Raw genomic sequence first — 15541 nt, 5'->3', positions numbered from 1 at the left:
GCGGCGTCGGCAAAGATCCCGCGCACCGCGCCGAGGGTGGCCGGGCGCGGGCGCCGCGCGTGGTCCAAGATGGAGCGCGTGTCGCAACCGGATCCCGATCTCCTCATCGACTTCAGCGCCGTGACCATCCGACGGTCCGGCCGCACCCTGGTCGGCCCCGTCACCTGGCAGGTCGAGCTGGACGAACGCTGGGTGGTGCTCGGCCCCAACGGCGCGGGGAAGACCTCCCTGCTCCGGATGGCCGCCGCCGAGGTACACCCCACCGCGGGCACCGCGAACCTGCTCGGCGAGGTGCTTGGCAAGGTCGCGGTCACCGAGCTACGCCCGCGCATCGGGCTCTCCTCCGCCGCGGTCGCGGCCCGGGTGCCCGCCGACGAGAAGGTGGCCGACCTGGTGGTCTCGGCCGGCTACGCGGTGCTTGGCCGGTGGCGGGAGAAGTACGAGCGGGTGGATACCGAGCGCGCGCTGGACATGCTGGAGAGCCTCGGCGCCGAGCACCTCGCCGACCGCACCTACGGCACGCTCTCCGAGGGCGAGCGCAAGCGGGTGCTGATCGCCCGCGCCCTGATGACCGACCCGGAGCTGCTGCTGCTCGACGAGCCCGCCGCCGGGCTGGACCTCGGCGGCCGCGAGGAGCTGGTCGAGCGCCTCGGCGATCTGGCGAGCGACCCCGACGCCCCGGCCATGGTGCTGGTGACGCACCACGTGGAGGAGATCCCGCCCGGCTTCACGCACGGGCTGCTGCTGCGCGAGGGCGAGGTGGTCGCCCAGGGGCTGCTCGCCGACGTGCTCACCGCGGAGAACCTGAGCGCCGCCTTCCGGCAGTCCATCGCGCTGGACCAGGTGGACGGCCGCTGGTTCGCGCGCCGGGCCAGGCGCTCCGGCAAGCACCGGCACCGCTGAGCCATCCGAACAAGCGCTAGGGTGGGTTGGTGAGCGAGACGAACGATCCCGAGCCCGTCGCCCCGCTGCGGGACGCCTCGACCGTCCTGCTGATGCGCGACGGCGCCACCGGCCCCGAGGTCTTCCTGCAGCGCCGGGTGACCGGCATGGATTTCGCCGCCGGCATGACGGTGTTCCCCGGCGGCGGGGTCGACCCCTCCGACGCCGACGCCGAGATCGCCTGGGCCGGGCCCGGCCCGGACTGGTGGGCCGAGCGCTTCGGCACCACCGGCCCGCGCGCGCAGGCGCTGGTCTGCGCGGCGGTGCGGGAGACCTTCGAGGAGTGCGGCGTGCTGCTCGCGGGCCCCACCGCCGACACGGTCGTCTCGGACACCACCGAGTACCGGGAGGCCAGGCACGCGCTGGAGTCGCGGGCGACCTCGCTCGCCGCCTTCCTCGCCGAGACCGGCCTGGTACTCCGCGCCGACCTGCTGCGGCCGTGGGCCAACTGGGTCACCCCGGTGATCGAGCGCCGCCGCTACGACACCCGCTTCTTCGTCGCGGTGCTGCCGGCGGGGCAGCGCGCGGACGGCGCCACCTCCGAGGCCGAGGTGGTGCACTGGCGCACCCCGGCCGCGGCGCTGGCGCGCTGGCGGGCCGGGCAGGACGTGCTGCTCCCGCCCACCTGGTCGCAGCTGGTGGCGATCGAGTCCTACCCGGACACCGCCGCGGTGCTCGCCGCGCAGCCGGTGATCGAGCCGATCGAGCCGGTGGTCGCCCAGCGGGACGGTCGCACGGTGCTGCAATTCCCGGACAACGCCCGGTACTTCGCCGACCTCCCCGACCCCATGGAGCTGCGCGGCTCGGCGCGCTGACCGGGGATTCGGCCGGGTACTCTCGCCAGCCATGTCGACCAACACGCCCGCGGAGTTCACCACCCTGGCGCTGCCCGCGCAGCGCGGGGTGGCGGTGCTGCGGTTCTCGCGCCCCCCGGCCAACCTGATCAACCTCCAGCTGGCCCGCGAGATCGCGATCGAGGCCGAGCGGGCCGGGAAGCACGAGTCGGTGGCGGCACTGGTGCTCTACGGCGACGAGCGGATCTTCAGCGCGGGCGACGACCTGGCCGAGATCGGCACCTGGAGCCCGGACCAGGCGGTCGCGCTGGCGAGCGACCACTCCCGGCACCTCGGCGTGCTGCCGACGGTGCCGTGCCCGACCGTCGCCGCCATCACCGGCTACTGCCTCGGCGGCGCGCTGGAGCTGGCGCTCGGCGCGGACCGGCGGGTCGTGGGCGACAACGTCAAGCTGGGGCTGCCGCAGCTGCACCACGCCACCGTGCCGACGGCCGGGATGGAGCCGCTGATCCGGCTGGTGGGGCTGCGCGCCGCCCGCGACCTGGTCTACAGCGGGCGGTACGTGGAGGCCGAGGAGGCGCTGCGGCTGGGGCTGGTGGACGAGGTCGTCGCCCCCGACGACGTCTACGACGCGGCCCACCGCTGGGCCGCCGGCTTCACCGGCCGCTCCGGCGCGGCGGTGGCCGCCGCCAAGTCGGTGCTGGCGACGCCGGAGCGGCATTCATCGCACGCGATGTCGGCGTGGATCGGGCTGGCGCTGACCGGGGAACCGCAGCGAGCCGCGGCGGCCTACGCGGCGGACGGCCCGAACCCGGCGCCGGGAACCGGACGGTAGGCTCCGGTCATGACGGTACGCCCCGACGACCCCGCGCCGAACCCGCACGCCACCGAAGCCGAAGTGGAAGCCGCACGGGAGAACAACAAGCTCGCCCAGGTCCTCTACCACGACTGGGAGGCGGAGACCTACGACGACAAGTGGTCGATCTCCTACGACGAGCGGTGTATCGACTACGCGCGGGGCCGCTTCGACCTGGCCGCGGGCCCGGTGCAGCTGCCCTACGGCCGCGCGCTGGAGCTCGGCTGCGGCACCGGCTTCTTCCTGCTGAACCTCATGCAGGGCGGGATCGCCAAGAGCGGCTCGGTCACCGACCTCTCGCCGGGCATGGTGAAGGTCGCGCTGCGCAATGCCGAGAACCTGGGGCTGGACGTGGACGGCCGGGTGGCCGACGCCGAGACCATCCCGTACGAGGACGACACCTTCGACCTGGTGGTCGGGCACGCCGTGCTGCACCACATCCCCGATGTCGAGCTGGCGCTGAAGGAGTGCCTGCGGGTGCTCAAGCCGGGCGGCCGCTTCGTCTTCGCCGGGGAGCCGACGACGGCCGGTAATTTCTACGCCCGCTGGCTCGGCCGGATCACCTGGAAGATCACCACCACCATCACCAAGCTGCCGCCGCTGGCCGGCTGGCGGCGCCCGCAGTCCGAGCTGGACGAGTCGTCCAGGGCCGCGGCGCTGGAGGCCGTCGTCGACCTGCACACCTTCGAGCCGGACGAGCTGGAGGCCATTGCCCGCCGGGCCGGCGCGGTGGAGGCGCTCGCGCACACCGAGGAGTTCGCGGCGGCGCTCTGGGGCTGGCCGGTGCGCACCTTCGAGGCGGCGGTGCCGGACGAGAAGCTGAGCATGCGGTATCGGCTGTTCCAGTACAAGGCGTGGCTCAAGCTGAGCGCGCTGGACGAGAAGGTGCTGCACCGGATCGTGCCGCGGCGCTTCTTCTACAACGCCATGATCACCGGCGTGAAGCCGGGCGCACCGGCCCAGTAGTTGGGGTACGCCTTCGCGGGCCCGGATATCGCGTTCCTGGTGAGCGCGGCCGGGCGCGCGGCGCTGGCCGAGGTCGGTGCGCTCCCGCTGACCGACGGGTCGCTGCTCGCCGATCTCGCGCGGGTCCGGCGCGCGCACGGAGCCGCGGCCGCGGCGCTGGTGGAGACGGTGCGGCTGCGCCGCCGCGCCGCAGGCAAGCTGGACGGCGCGGGGGAGTGGCTCTTCACCGACGACGCGCTGCAGCAGGCGACGCCGAGCGCCGTGGCCAGGCACCGGGCCGTGCGGCTCGCCGGGCGGGCGGTGCACGACGTCACCTGCTCGATCGGTGGCGAACTCGCCGCGCTCGCGCAGACCTGCACCGCCGTCATCGGCAGCGATATCGACCCGATCCGGTTGGCCATGGCCGCGCACAATCTGGGCGTCGCGGCCGCCGGCCCCGGCACTATCGAGCCCGAGCCGGGGCGGTGGGCCGGTCCGGCGGGTGCCGACACCGAGGACCCCGCGCCGGTGGCGCTGCTCCGCGCGGATGCGCTGGTCCCGTGCTCCCGCGACACCGTCGTCGTGGCCGACCCCGGACGTCGCGCGGGCGGCAAGCGCACGCACGACCCGGCGGCACTGCAACCCCCGCTGCCCGACCTCCTCGCCGCCTACGCGGGCCGCGACCTGGTCGTGAAATGCGCTCCCGGGCTGGACTTCTCCCGCCTCGACTGGCCCGGCGAGATCGAACTGGTCTCGCTGGACGGCGGCGTCCGCGAAGCCTGCCTCTGGTCACCTGGGCTCACCGCCCCCGGCATCACCCGCCGCGCCACCGTGCTCCGCACCGGCCACCCGCCGAGCACGCTCACCGACGCCGACCCGGACGACATCCCGGAGCGCGAACCGGGCGCTTTCATCGTCGACCCGGACGGCGCGGTGGTCCGAGCCGGACTGGTCCGTCAGTACGCGGCGAAACACGGCCTCTGGCAACTGGACCCCAGAATCGCCTACCTCACCGGCGACACCGTCCCCCCGAACACCCGCGGCTTCCGCATCCTGGACCGCTTCGAACTCCGCGAGAAACCCCTGCGCGCCGAGCTCCGCCGACGCGACTGCGGCCCGCTGGAGATCCTGGTCCGCGGCGTCGACCTGGACCCGGACCGCCTGCGCCGGACCCTGGCCCCGACCGGCCGCACCCCCTACACCCTGGTGGTCACCCGGATCGGCCGCACCGCCGCGGTCTTCCTCTGTACCGCTACCCCTGCGACACCGGGGTGAAGACGAAGAGCTCGCCGATCCTGGTCGCCGTCACCACCTCGCCCTCCGGGCCGACGGCGGTGCCGGTGGTGGTGCCCTGCGCGTCGGGCAGCACGTCGGAGTCGACGGTCGCGCCGGTCTCGGTGTCGAAGGTTATGAGGGTGAGGCCGTCGCCGATCGCGGCCACCGTGTAGCCGGTGCCGCCGGCGGTCTGGACCGGGGTGCCGCGCAGCGCGAGATCCTTGCGCTCCCAGACGGGTTCGACGGCGTCGCCGGTGTCGCGCAGGGCGAGCAGGTAGCCCTCGTCGCCGGCCGGGACGATGAGGCCGTCGGCGTCGACGGAGAGCCCGCCGCGCGGGGTCCAGCCCAGCTCGTGCACCCAGCGGGTGCGGCCGTCGGCGGTGTCCAGGGCGAGCAGCCTGCCGCTGTTGTCGCCGACGTAGACGGTGCTGCCGTCGGCGGAGACGGTCGGCCCGGCGGCGGCGCCCTCGGTGAGCAGCTCGGCGCTCCACAGCCGCTCGATCCGGTCGCCGGTGTAGCGCAGCGCCACCAGCGCCGCGGCCGGGCGGCCCGGCTCCCACACCGTCGCGTAGATCCGTCCGCTCGCGCCGTCGACCGCGGCCCTGGTGGCGACCGCGCAGCTCGGGCCGCCGGTGGCGCAGTCGTCCAGCCCCTGCCCGGCGGCGGGCCAGGTGAGGTCGGGGGCGCGCAGGAAATCGGGCTCGCCGAGCAGCTGCACGGTGGGCACCATGCGCTTGCCGGTCTGCCGCTCCAGCACGTCCACCTGGCCGGTCTGGGTGATCGAGAGGACGTGGCCGTCGCCGGTGAACTGCAGGGTGACCGGCACTCCCGCCACCGGGGTGCGCCAGCGCGGCTGGCCCAGGTAGTTGTCGGAGTTCACGCCGCTGTCGTCGCCGACGTAGACATTGTTGGCCGAGTCGAGCAGCGTCGGCGCGGCGACGGCGTTGGGGCCGAGCTGGTTGCAGAAGCGTTTGCGGCCGCTCATCTGGAACGAGAAGATCGCGCAGTTGGCGGTGCGGGTGGTGACGAACATCTGCCCCTGCGAGCCCACCGTCACCGGCGCGGCCACCGGCCCGCCGAGCGGGCGCTGCCAGGCCGGGCCGAGCTGGCGCGAGCCCTCGACCGCGGTGGTGCCGCTGTTGCGGCCGTCGTTGTGCGCGGCCGTCCAGCCGAAGCCGGGGCCCTGCGTGATGTCGTCGACGTCGGTGCCGCAGGAGGTGAGTACGAGCCCCGCCACCGCCGCGGCCGCCAGCGCCACCGCGCGGCGCGCGCGGGTGCCCGGAGCCGCGGGTAGCGCGGGAGCACCCGGATGCGTGCGCCGGGCGGGAGCCGCCCATCGGGACACCGAACGCGCACCGCCGCTTCGCACCTGCTGCTCTCCCCTCTGGGTCGTTGCCGGCGCCGAGACCGGCCGAGGGCAAGACTAGTCTGTGGTATCCGAAGACCGATCGACGGAGGAGACTTCGTGACGAGCATGTGGGGTGCACCGCTGCACTCGCGCTGGCGGGGGTCGCGGCGCCGCGACCCGAAACAGGCCAGGTTCCTGACCCTGGCCTCGCTGCGCTGGGTGCTCGCCAACCGGGCGTACACGCCCTGGTACCTGGTGCGCTACTACCGGCTGTTCAAGTTCAAGGCGGCCAATCCGCACGTCGTGCTGCGCGGCATGGTGTTCCTCGGCAAGGGGGTGGAGATCCACGCGACCCCCGAGCTGGGCCGGCTGGAGATCGGCCGCTGGGTGCACATCGGCGACGGCAACGCCATCCGCTGCCACGAGGGCTCGCTGCGCATCGGCGACAAGGTGGTGTTCGGCAAGGACAACGTGGTCAACACCTACCTCGACATCGAGATCGGTGAGTCCACCCTGGTCGCCGATTGGTGCTACATCACCGATTTCGACCATCGCATGGACGACATCACGCTGCCCATCAAGGACCAGGGCATCGTCAAGAGCCCGGTGCGGATCGGCCCGGACACCTGGATCGCCGCCAAGGTCACGGTGCTGCGCGAGACCAGGGTCGGCCGCGGCTGCGTGCTCGGCGCGCACGCGGTGGTCAGGGGCGACATCCCGGATTACAGCATCGCCGTCGGCGCCCCGGCCCGCGTGGTGAAGAACCGCAAGGTGGCCTGGGAGGCGGGCGCCGCCGAGCGGGAGAAGTACCTGGCCGCGCTGGCCGATATCGAGCGCAAGAAGAGCGGGGTCGGCGGCGGGGCCGCATGACCGGGTACGCCGCCCTGCTGCGCGGGATCATGCCGAGCAACAAGAACATGGCCAACGACAAGCTGCGCGGCGTGTTCGAATCGCTCGGCTTCACGAAGGTCGGGTCGGTGCTGGCCAGCGGCAATATCGTCTTCGATGCCGCGGAGACCGACGTGCCCGCGCTGGAGGAGCGGATCCAGGGGGCGCTGCGCGAGCAGCTCGGCATCGGCGGCGGCACCATCATCCGGAGCCACGCCGAGCTGCGCGCGCTGCTCGACCGCGACCCCTTCGGCGGGCGCAAGCACGAGCGCGGCAGCTACCTCATCGCCACCTTCTGCAAGCACGCCGCGAGCGCCGAGCTGCCGGCGCAGGACGATCCGCTCACCGAGGTCATCGGCTACGACGCCGACGCCCGCGCCTTCCTCGCCGTGATCGACAACAGCGTCCCCGGCAAGACCCCGGACTTCATGGTCTGGCTGGAGAAGGCGTACGGCAAGGACATCACCACCCGCACCTGGCTCACGGTGCAGCGCATCGTGAAGAAGATGGAGGGCTGAGCTACTCCGGGTCGCGCTCCGGCAGCGGCCGCTCCACGATCGAGGGGCGGCCCAGCGGAATCCGCACCCGGCGCTTGGCCGCGGCGTAGACCTGCGCGGTCTCGGCGGCCACCACGTCCCAGGCGAAGTCGGCGGTGAGCCGCTCCCTGGCCGCGACGGCGCGGCTCTGCGCGGCGGCCGGGTCGTCGAGCACCGCGCGCACCGCCTCGACCAGGCCGTCCACATCGGCGGGTTCGAAGGAGGCGCCGGTGACGCCGTCCAGCACCGCCTCGCCGAGCCCGCCCGCGGTGGAGGCGACGAGCGGGATGCCGGCGGCCGCCGCCTCCAGCGCCACGATGCCGAACGGCTCGTAGCGGCTGGGCAGCACGATGGCGTCGGCGCCGTGCAACCAGCCGAGCAGCTCCTGGTGGCCGAGCTGCCCGGCGAAGGTCACCGCGCGCGCCACCCGGTGCACCCGGGCCCGCTCGCGCAGCCACTCGAACTGGGTGCCGATCCCGGCGACGGTGAGCGTGGTGCCCGGGTGCGCGCGGCGGATCCGGGGCAGCGCCGCGATGGCGTCCTGCACGCCCTTCTCGTACTCCAGCCGCCCGACGTAGAGCAGCCGGGGCGGGCCGGTGCGCGGGGCGCGGGCGCGGAACTGCCAGGCCGCCACGTCGATGCCGTTGCGGATGACGGTGATCGGCGGCAGCTCCGGCCCGTACAGCCGCTCGACCTCGTCCTGCATCGAGGCGGAGCAGGTGATGAGCGCGTCCGAATCGTTGGCCAGCCACCACTCCACCGAGTGCACCTGCTTGTTCACCCGGCCGGCCACCCAGCCGCTGTGCCTGCCCGCCTCGGTCGCGTGCAGCGTGCTCACCAGCGGCACGTCGTAGAACTCGGCCAGCGCGACGGCCGGGTGCGCCACCAGCCAGTCGTGCGCGTGCACCACGTCCGGCGCCCAGCCCTCGCCGATGCCCGGCTTGTGCAGCGCGATCCCGGCGCGCACCATGGCGTGCCCCATGGCCAGCGTCCAGGCCAGCATGTCCACGCCGAAGTCGAAGCTCGGCGGGTCCTCGGCGACCGCGACCACGAGCACGCCCTCGGCGACGAACGAGTGCGTGGGGTGGCTGCCCGCATCGGTGCCGGTGGGGCGGCGGGAGAGCACGACCACCTCGTGGCCCGCCGCGGCCAGCTCCACCGCCAGGTGATGCACATGCCTGCCGAGCCCGCCGACGACCACCGGCGGGTACTCCCACGACACCATCAAGATCTTCATATACGTCCTTCTAGGCCCGGCCGGCCAGGCGTCGCGCGTCCAGAGCGGGGAAGAGCCCGTCGGCCGTGCTCCATCCTGCCGCCAATCGGTCCGCTTTCGCGAGCTGTCCGGCGGTGGCCGCCGCCGCGATCTCCCGGACGGCGTGCGCGTGCCGGTGCGCCCGCTCCCGCGCGTACCCCGCCGCGGAGTCCTTGCTGACCATGAAGGCCCAGTCGCTGGAGACGGTGAGGATCGCCTCCCGCACCAGCTGGTCGGCGACCCGGTCGCGGAGCCCGTGCTCGCCGCGCCCGGCATGCAATTTGTCCAGCGTGTCCAGGGTGAGCCGGACCACATCGGCATTCAGCTCGACCAGATCCCGCACCTGCTCACCGGCCCAGACCCGCCAGTCCTTGCCGGACCCCCAGGAGGAGTCGGCGAGCTCCACCGGCGCCCCGACGTAGCCGTTCGCGCGGGCGTCGGCCAGCGTCCCGACGGTGACCCCGGCCTCGGGCAGCGCGCGCAGCACCGCCGCCAGCCACTGCGGCCCCTCGTGCCACCAGTGTCCGAAAAGCTCGGTGTCGAAGGCCGCGACCACCAGCGCGGGGCGCCCGATCCGTGCGGACTCGGCGAGCAGCCGCTCGCGCACGGTGCCGACGAAATCGGCGACGTCGCGCTCGATGGCGGCGGCCGCGAGCTCGGGGTCGTAGGGCGCCTTGTCCGGCCCGGCCACCGCTTTGCCGGTGACCCGGGCCGGCTTCAGCCCGGTGCCGTGGTCGTAGTGGTGGAAGTCGCGGTAGGCGGTCTGCCCGGGGTAGCCGGACTTGGGCGACCAGACCCGGTAGCTGACCGGCAGGTCGCGCCCGAAGGCGACCACGTCGGAGTCGAGCACGGGCCGGCCGAGGCTGCTGTCGCCGCGCAGGGCGGGGCCGTCCACCATGAAATGCGTCACACCGGCGGCGGCGTACCCCTGCTCCATGCCCGGGGTGAAGCCGCACTCCGGCGCCCAGATCCCGGCGGGGCGGTGGCCCCAGCGCTGCCCGGCGTCGGCCAGCCCCTCGCTCAGCTGGAAGGCGCGCAGCCGGGGCTCGAGCAGCGGCTGGAACGGGTGCGCCAGCGGCCCGCCGAGCAGCTCCACCGTCCCGGCCTCGGCCAGCGCGCGCCAGAGCGGCGCCGCGCCGTGCCGCCAGCGGGTCTCGAAATCGGCGAGCGCGGCGGTGGCCAGCCGGTGCTCGTACCGGCCGAGCGCCACCTTGCCCGCGAGCGCCGCCTCGTCGGCGCGCAGCTGCCAGTTGCCGAGCCAGTGGTGCATCCCCGCGAGGCAGTGCGGGTCGTCCAGCTGGGCCGCGAGCACCGGCGTCACGCCGAGGCTGAGCAGGTTCGAACGGCCCTCGGCGGCAAGCTCTTCCAGCACCCGGAGCACCGGAATGTAGGAGGCGGCCCAGGATTGGTACAGCCACTCCTCGCCCACCGGCCAGCGGCCGTGGTTGGCCAGCCACGGCAGGTGCGAGTGCAGCACCAGCGTGAATTGCCCGGGGACGGTCACGGTTTCACCGCGATGGCGACCAGGTCGAGGCTGGCGTCGATGTCGTCGGCGCGCAGCGCGAAGTCGTCGATGCCGACCGCGGCGACGTCGGCGGTGAGCGCCGCGGGCCAGGGCTCCCCGGCCAGCGCGCGCTCGATCTGCGCGTCGATGAAGGAGCCGCCGTGCTTGGCGTCCAGGGCCCGCAGGGCGGGGCCGTGGTGCACGCCGATCATCTCGGCGACCGTGAAGCCCGCCTCGACCAGGAGCTCGGTCAGCTCGGCGGCGTTCAGCTCGCGGGTGTGGAACGGGTTGAGCGGGGTGTCCCGGCCCGGCGAGAAGGTGATCCGGTTCGGCGTGCTGATCAGCAGCTCGCCGCCGGGGCGCAGCACCCGCAGGCACTCGCGCAGGAACTGCCCCTGATCCCAGAGGTGCTCGATGACCTGGAAGTTCACCACCACGTCGACCGACGCGTCCGGCAGCGGCAGCGCGGCCAGATTGCCCTGGATCATCTCGACCCGCGGGTACCGCGCGCGGACGTGCGCCACCGCCGACTCGTCGTAGTCGACGCCGGTGACCCGGCTCGCCACCCCGGCGATCATGTCCGCGCCGTATCCCTCGCCGGACCCCGCCTCCAGCACCTCGCGGCCCGCGCAGCGGTCGAGCAGCCGCGCGTACACCACCTCGTGTCTGCGGAACCAGTAGTTCTCCTCCGCGATTCCGGGCACCGTGCGCTCGCCGGTGAGCGGCAGGGGCGCATCGGCGTCCGATGCGGCAGGGATCACAGCCTCGCTCATTGTTCCGACGTTACTGGTCGGGCATTCCAGAGGTACGCTCGGAGTAAGTTACCCACGAGTAACTTAACGTAGGGTAATCTCCTCGATCGAGCCATTAGAAGGACGTACGGCCGCCAGGCCGGCCGCCACCCCGTGCCCCCAGAAGGAGGTCGACGAAGACCGATGCCGAACATCGTCGTACTCATCAAGCAGGTTCCCGACACCTGGTCCGAGCGCAAGCTCAGCGATGGTGACTACACCCTCGACCGCGAGGCCGCCGACGCCGTCCTGGACGAGATCAACGAGCGCGCGGTCGAAGAGGCGCTCCTGATCAAGGAGGCGCAGGGCGGCGAGGTGACCGTGCTGACGGCCGGCCCGGACCGGGCTACCGAGGCCATCCGCAAGGCCCTCTCCATGGGCGCCGACAAGGCCATCCACATCAACGACCCGGCCATCCACGGCTCGGACGCGGTGCAGACCTCGTACGTGCTCGCCGCGGCGCTCGGCCAGATCGAGGGCGTGGAGCTGGTCATCTCCGGCAACGAGGCGACCGACGGCCGCATGGGCGCGATCCCGGCGATCATCGCCGAGTACCTCGGCCTGCCGCAGCTCACCCACCTCCGCAAGCTCACCGTGGACGGCGACAAGGTCACCGGCGAGCGCGAGACCGACGAGGGCGTGTTCAAGCTGGAGGCGAACCTGCCCGCCATCGTCAGCGTGAACGAGAAGATCAACGAGCCGCGCTTCCCCTCCTTCAAGGGCATCATGGCCGCGAAGAAGAAGGAAGTGCAGACCTTCACCCTCGCCGACCTCGGCGTCGAGGCGGACACGGTCGGTGTGGCGAACGCGGGCAGCACCGTCACCGCGGCCACCCCGAAGCCGCCGCGCACCGCGGGCGAGAAGGTCACCGACGAGGGCGACGGTGGCACCAAGGTCGCCAAGTACCTGGTCGGTCAGAAGATCATCTGACCCGGGTCACCCGCCCCACACGGACTTTTTCAGGAGAGAGAAGACATGGCTGAAGTACTCGTGCTGGTCGAGCACGCCGAGGGTGCCCCGAAGAAGGTCACCTCCGAACTGATCACCGCCGCCCGCTCGCTGGGCGAGCCCGCCGCCGTCGTGGTCGCCGCCCCCGGCACCGCCGACAAGCTGGCCGACGCGCTGGCCCAGGCCGGCGCCGAGAAGATCTACGTCGCCGAGTCCGACGACGCCGAAGGCTTCCTGGTCACCCCCAAGGTCGACGTGCTCGCCGCGCTCTCGGAGTCGGCCTCGCCGGCCGCGATCATCGCCGCCGCCAGCGCCGAGGGCAAGGAGGTGACCGGCCGGCTCGCCGCCCGGATCGGCTCCGGGCTGCTCTGCGACGTCGTCGCGGTGAACTCCGACGGCTCCGCGGTGCACTCCATCTTCGGTGGTGCCTTCACCGTCGACGCCAAGGCCACCGGCGACGTGCCGGTGATCTCGGTGCGCCCCGGCGCCATCGAGGCGGCCCCGCAGGCCGGTGCCGGTGAGAAGGTCACCGTCGAGGTGCCCGCGCAGGAGGAGGGGGTCGTCAAGATCACCTCGCGCGATCCCATCGAGGGCGGCGACCGCCCGGAGCTCACCGAGGCGAGCATCGTCGTCTCCGGTGGCCGCGGTGTCGGCTCGGCCGAGAAGTTCTCCGTGGTGGAGGAGCTGGCCGACTCGCTCGGTGCCGCCGTCGGCGCCTCCCGCGCCGCGGTCGACTCGGGGTACTACCCGGGCCAGTTCCAGGTCGGCCAGACCGGCAAGACGGTCTCCCCGCAGCTGTACGTCGCGCTCGGCATCTCCGGCGCGATCCAGCACCGCGCCGGCATGCAGACCTCGAAGACCATCGTCGCCGTCAACAAGGACGAAGAGGCGCCGATCTTCGAGATCGCCGACTACGGCATCGTGGGCGACCTGTTCAATGTCGCGCCGCAGCTCACCGAAGAGGTCAAGAAGCACAAGGGCTGAGTCTTCTCGGTCCTTCGGACGGCCCGGTTCCCTGTCGGAACCGGGCCGTCCGGCGTTCCGGGCCTTCGTGCGGCGCCGGACCTGCGCGATTCGCCGGGCGAGTTCACGCGCTGTGCAGCGCCGCCAGCAGGGTGGTGAGCACCGGCGACTGCCTGGTCTCGGCCCGGATCACCGCGTTGACCGGCACCCGCAGCCGGTGATCGGCGAGCTCGACGGTGGCGATCCCGTCGGTCGGGCTGTGCGCGTAGAGCACCGTCCACGCGTCGGGGTGGTTGATCAGCTCCATGGTGGCGGTGTGGTCCGCGGGGATGGGCGGGCCGTACGTGGGCCCGACCGGCAGGTCGGCGAAGGCCGAGCGGATCACGGTGTGCAGCAGCACCTGCTCCGACTCCGGCGGCAGCAGCAGCGGGAAATCGCTCAGCTCGCGCAGCGTCACATTGGTCCGCCAGGCCAGCGGGTGCGCGGGCGCCACCGCGAGCATGAGCTCCTCGACCCACAGCTGCTCCACCGCGATCCCCGGCTGGTCCACCGAGCCGCGGATGAGCGCCAGATCGCAGTCCCCGTCGGCGACCGCCGAGATCCGCTGCCGGAACGGCTTGATCACGAACTCGATCTCCGCCCCCGGATGCGCCTCCCGAGCCCCCGCGATGGCGGAGAGCGAACGGGTGGCGAACGACATGTTCGCCGCCAGCCGGATCCGGCTCCCCGTCGACCGCACCGCGGCCCTGATCGCCGATTCCAGGCTCAGCATCTGCTTGGCCAGCGGCAGCAGCCGGGTGGTCGCGTCGGTCGGGACCACGGCCCGGGTGGTGCGCTCGAAGAGCTGGACCGAGAGGTCGCGCTCCAGCCGGGCGATCTGGTGGCTGATGGCCGACTGCGAGATGAAGCAGCGCGCGGCGGCGCGGCTGAAGCTCAGCTCCTCGCAGACGGCGACGAAGTATGCCAGCTGACGCAGCTCCACGCAAAGTCTCCTATTCATGAGCGAGCCAGATAAGAGTCATCGTAATTATGCGCCCCATCGGGTGAAATATCTCCGATATGAATGACGGTTAGTAATGAGAGAAGGAAACGAACAGCGCACCTGGTGAGGGGACACCGATCATGGAACAGCCGTTGGCCGACACCACACCCGTCCTGGCCGGCGGGGCGGACACCACTCCGCTCGGTACCGAGAACGTCGAGCACGCCGATGTCGTCATCGTCGGCTCGGGCTTCGGCGGCCTGGCCGCCGCCAAGCGGCTCGCCAAGGCGGGCATCAACTTCGTGCTGATCTCCAGCACCAGGGAGCACCTCTTCCAGCCGCTGCTCTACCAGGTCGCCACCGGCGTGCTTGAGTCCGGCGAGATCGCCCCGCCCATCGCCTCGGTGCTGCGCAGGCACGAGGAGGCCGATGTCAGGCAGGGCACGGTCGTCGCCGTCGACCCGGCCACCGCGGTGCTCACCTACGCCACTCCGAACGGCATCCAGCGCAGGCTGCGCTACGGCTCGCTGATCGCGGCCACCGGCGCCAGCCAGTCCTACTTCGGCCGCGACGACTTCGCGGAGAAGACGTTCTCGCTCAAGACCATCGACGACGCCAAGGCGCTGCGTGCGCAGATCGAGCGGGTCTTCTCGGAGGCGAAGCACGCCGACGCCGAGACCAGGCGCAAGCTGCTCAGCTTCGTCGTGGTCGGCGCGGGCGCGACCGGCGTCGAGGTCGCGGGGCAGCTGAAGGAGCTCGCCAAGCGGCACTACCACCAGGAGATCTCGGTGACCCTGGTCGAGGGCGCGGGCGCCGTGCTCCCGCCCTTCGGCGGCGGGCTCTCGGAGTACGCCAAGGAGACGCTCGCGGGCAGCGGCGTCGAGGTGCTGCTCGGCACCTTCGTCACCGATATCCAGTACGGCGAGGTCACCGTGAAGGACAAGGCCGGGGCGGAGCGCCAGCTCCCGGCCGAGACCGTGGTCTGGTCGGCGGGCGTGCAGGTGGGCGGCTTCGCGACGGTGCTGGCCGAGGCCACCGGCGTCGCCACCGACCGCGCGGGCAGGCTGCTGGTGAACCCGGACCTGACCGTCGGCGGCTACGCCGACATCTACGCCATCGGCGACATGACCTCGCTGAACGGCTACCCCGGGCAGTCGCCGGTCGCCATGCAGGAGGGCAGGCACGTCGCCGACGTCATCGCCAGGCGCAAGCAGCCCGGCACCGCGTTCCACTACTGGGACAAGGGCAGCATGGCGGTGATCAGCCGGTTCAGCGCCGTGGTGAAGCTCAACGAGCGCATCACCTTCCGCGGCTTCATCGCCTGGTTCATGTGGCTCGCCGTGCACCTGCTGTACCTGGTCGGCTTCCGCAACCGCTTCGCCGCCGTGGTCTCCTGGCTGGTCGCCTTCATCGGCACCGGCCGCCCCGGCTTCGACGAGGTGGAGCCGGAGGAGATCGCCGCGCTGCAGCGGGAACGCGTGGCCGCCTGACGTTTCCGCCTCGATCGCGCCGTC

15 protein-coding genes are annotated in these 15541 nt (G+C 72.5%); 10 read left to right on the top strand and 5 right to left on the bottom strand.

Annotation, left to right across the window (positions count from 1 at the left end; translation table 11 throughout):
• The first annotated feature begins 69 nt into the window (after positions 1-69).
• From AB0H71_RS32015 to AB0H71_RS31995, 5 genes are all read left to right on the top strand, one after another.
• A complete protein-coding gene (locus AB0H71_RS32015; protein ID WP_357028613.1) occupies positions 70-903 on the top strand; it encodes an ABC transporter ATP-binding protein in 834 nt (277 codons plus the stop codon).
• Between the two features lie 92 nt (positions 904-995).
• Positions 996-1757, top strand: coding sequence for an NUDIX hydrolase (locus AB0H71_RS32010; RefSeq protein WP_357028844.1), 762 nt, complete (start codon positions 996-998; stop codon positions 1755-1757).
• Between the two features lie 31 nt (positions 1758-1788).
• Entirely contained in the window at positions 1789-2571 is a 783-nt protein-coding gene (locus tag AB0H71_RS32005) for an enoyl-CoA hydratase-related protein (RefSeq protein WP_357028610.1), read from the top strand.
• A gap of 9 nt (positions 2572-2580) precedes the next feature.
• Positions 2581-3558, top strand: a complete 978-nt coding sequence (locus AB0H71_RS32000) for a class I SAM-dependent methyltransferase (RefSeq protein WP_357028607.1) — start codon at positions 2581-2583, stop codon at positions 3556-3558.
• Positions 3559-4812, top strand: a complete 1254-nt coding sequence (locus tag AB0H71_RS31995; protein WP_357028604.1) for a class I SAM-dependent methyltransferase — start codon at positions 3559-3561, stop codon at positions 4810-4812.
• Here AB0H71_RS31995 and AB0H71_RS31990 read toward each other — a convergent pair.
• On the bottom strand, positions 4790-6157 hold the full coding sequence (locus AB0H71_RS31990) for a PQQ-binding-like beta-propeller repeat protein (RefSeq protein ID WP_357028601.1): 1368 nt from the start codon (positions 6155-6157) through the stop codon (positions 4790-4792). The genes AB0H71_RS31995 and AB0H71_RS31990 overlap by 23 nt on opposite strands.
• Positions 6158-6277: 120 nt before the next feature.
• Between AB0H71_RS31990 and AB0H71_RS31985 the strand changes: the two genes are divergently transcribed.
• Positions 6278-7030 (top strand): acyltransferase, encoded by a 753-nt coding sequence (locus AB0H71_RS31985; RefSeq protein WP_357028598.1) that lies wholly within the window; start codon positions 6278-6280, stop codon positions 7028-7030.
• Positions 7027-7566 (top strand): DUF1697 domain-containing protein, encoded by a 540-nt coding sequence (locus AB0H71_RS31980; RefSeq protein ID WP_357028595.1) that lies wholly within the window; start codon positions 7027-7029, stop codon positions 7564-7566. The genes AB0H71_RS31985 and AB0H71_RS31980 overlap by 4 nt, the downstream gene beginning before the upstream one ends.
• Before the next feature lies 1 nt (position 7567).
• On the opposite strand, the gene AB0H71_RS31975 is transcribed toward AB0H71_RS31980, so the two are convergent.
• From AB0H71_RS31975 to AB0H71_RS31965, 3 genes are read right to left on the bottom strand one after another with little or no spacing between them, the layout of a single operon-like run.
• Positions 7568-8821: a glycosyltransferase family 4 protein gene (locus AB0H71_RS31975; RefSeq protein ID WP_357028592.1), complete on the bottom strand. Its 1254-nt coding sequence runs from the start codon at positions 8819-8821 to the stop codon at positions 7568-7570.
• Positions 8822-8831: 10 nt separating this feature from the next.
• The gene (locus AB0H71_RS31970) at positions 8832-10343 is read right to left on the bottom strand and encodes a glycoside hydrolase family 57 protein (protein WP_357028589.1); all 1512 of its coding nucleotides are present in this window, start codon (positions 10341-10343) and stop codon (positions 8832-8834) included.
• The gene (locus AB0H71_RS31965; protein ID WP_357028586.1) at positions 10340-11116 is read right to left on the bottom strand and encodes a methyltransferase domain-containing protein; all 777 of its coding nucleotides are present in this window, start codon (positions 11114-11116) and stop codon (positions 10340-10342) included. Before AB0H71_RS31965 ends, AB0H71_RS31970 begins: the two co-directional genes overlap by 4 nt.
• 162 nt (positions 11117-11278) lie before the next feature.
• Here AB0H71_RS31965 and AB0H71_RS31960 point away from each other — a divergent pair, with 162 nt between their 5' ends.
• Complete coding sequence (locus AB0H71_RS31960) at positions 11279-12064, top strand: electron transfer flavoprotein subunit beta/FixA family protein (protein ID WP_357028583.1); 786 nt, start codon at positions 11279-11281, stop codon at positions 12062-12064.
• Between the two features lie 45 nt (positions 12065-12109).
• Positions 12110-13066: an electron transfer flavoprotein subunit alpha/FixB family protein gene (locus AB0H71_RS31955; protein WP_357028580.1), complete on the top strand. Its 957-nt coding sequence runs from the start codon at positions 12110-12112 to the stop codon at positions 13064-13066.
• A 103-nt stretch (positions 13067-13169) separates the two neighbouring features.
• Here AB0H71_RS31955 and AB0H71_RS31950 read toward each other — a convergent pair whose 3' ends face one another.
• Positions 13170-14027: a LysR family transcriptional regulator gene (locus AB0H71_RS31950; RefSeq protein WP_067658476.1), complete on the bottom strand. Its 858-nt coding sequence runs from the start codon at positions 14025-14027 to the stop codon at positions 13170-13172.
• A 140-nt stretch (positions 14028-14167) separates the two neighbouring features.
• Between AB0H71_RS31950 and AB0H71_RS31945 the strand changes: the two genes are divergently transcribed.
• Entirely contained in the window at positions 14168-15517 is a 1350-nt protein-coding gene (locus tag AB0H71_RS31945; RefSeq protein ID WP_357028576.1) for an NAD(P)/FAD-dependent oxidoreductase, read from the top strand.
• The last annotated feature ends 24 nt before the right edge of the window (positions 15518-15541 follow it).

The sequence above is a fragment of the Nocardia sp. NPDC050697 genome (genome assembly GCF_040654395.1).
In the GTDB taxonomy this organism is placed as follows: domain Bacteria; phylum Actinomycetota; class Actinomycetes; order Mycobacteriales; family Mycobacteriaceae; genus Nocardia.
This window is presented reverse-complemented; position numbering and strand designations above follow the sequence as displayed.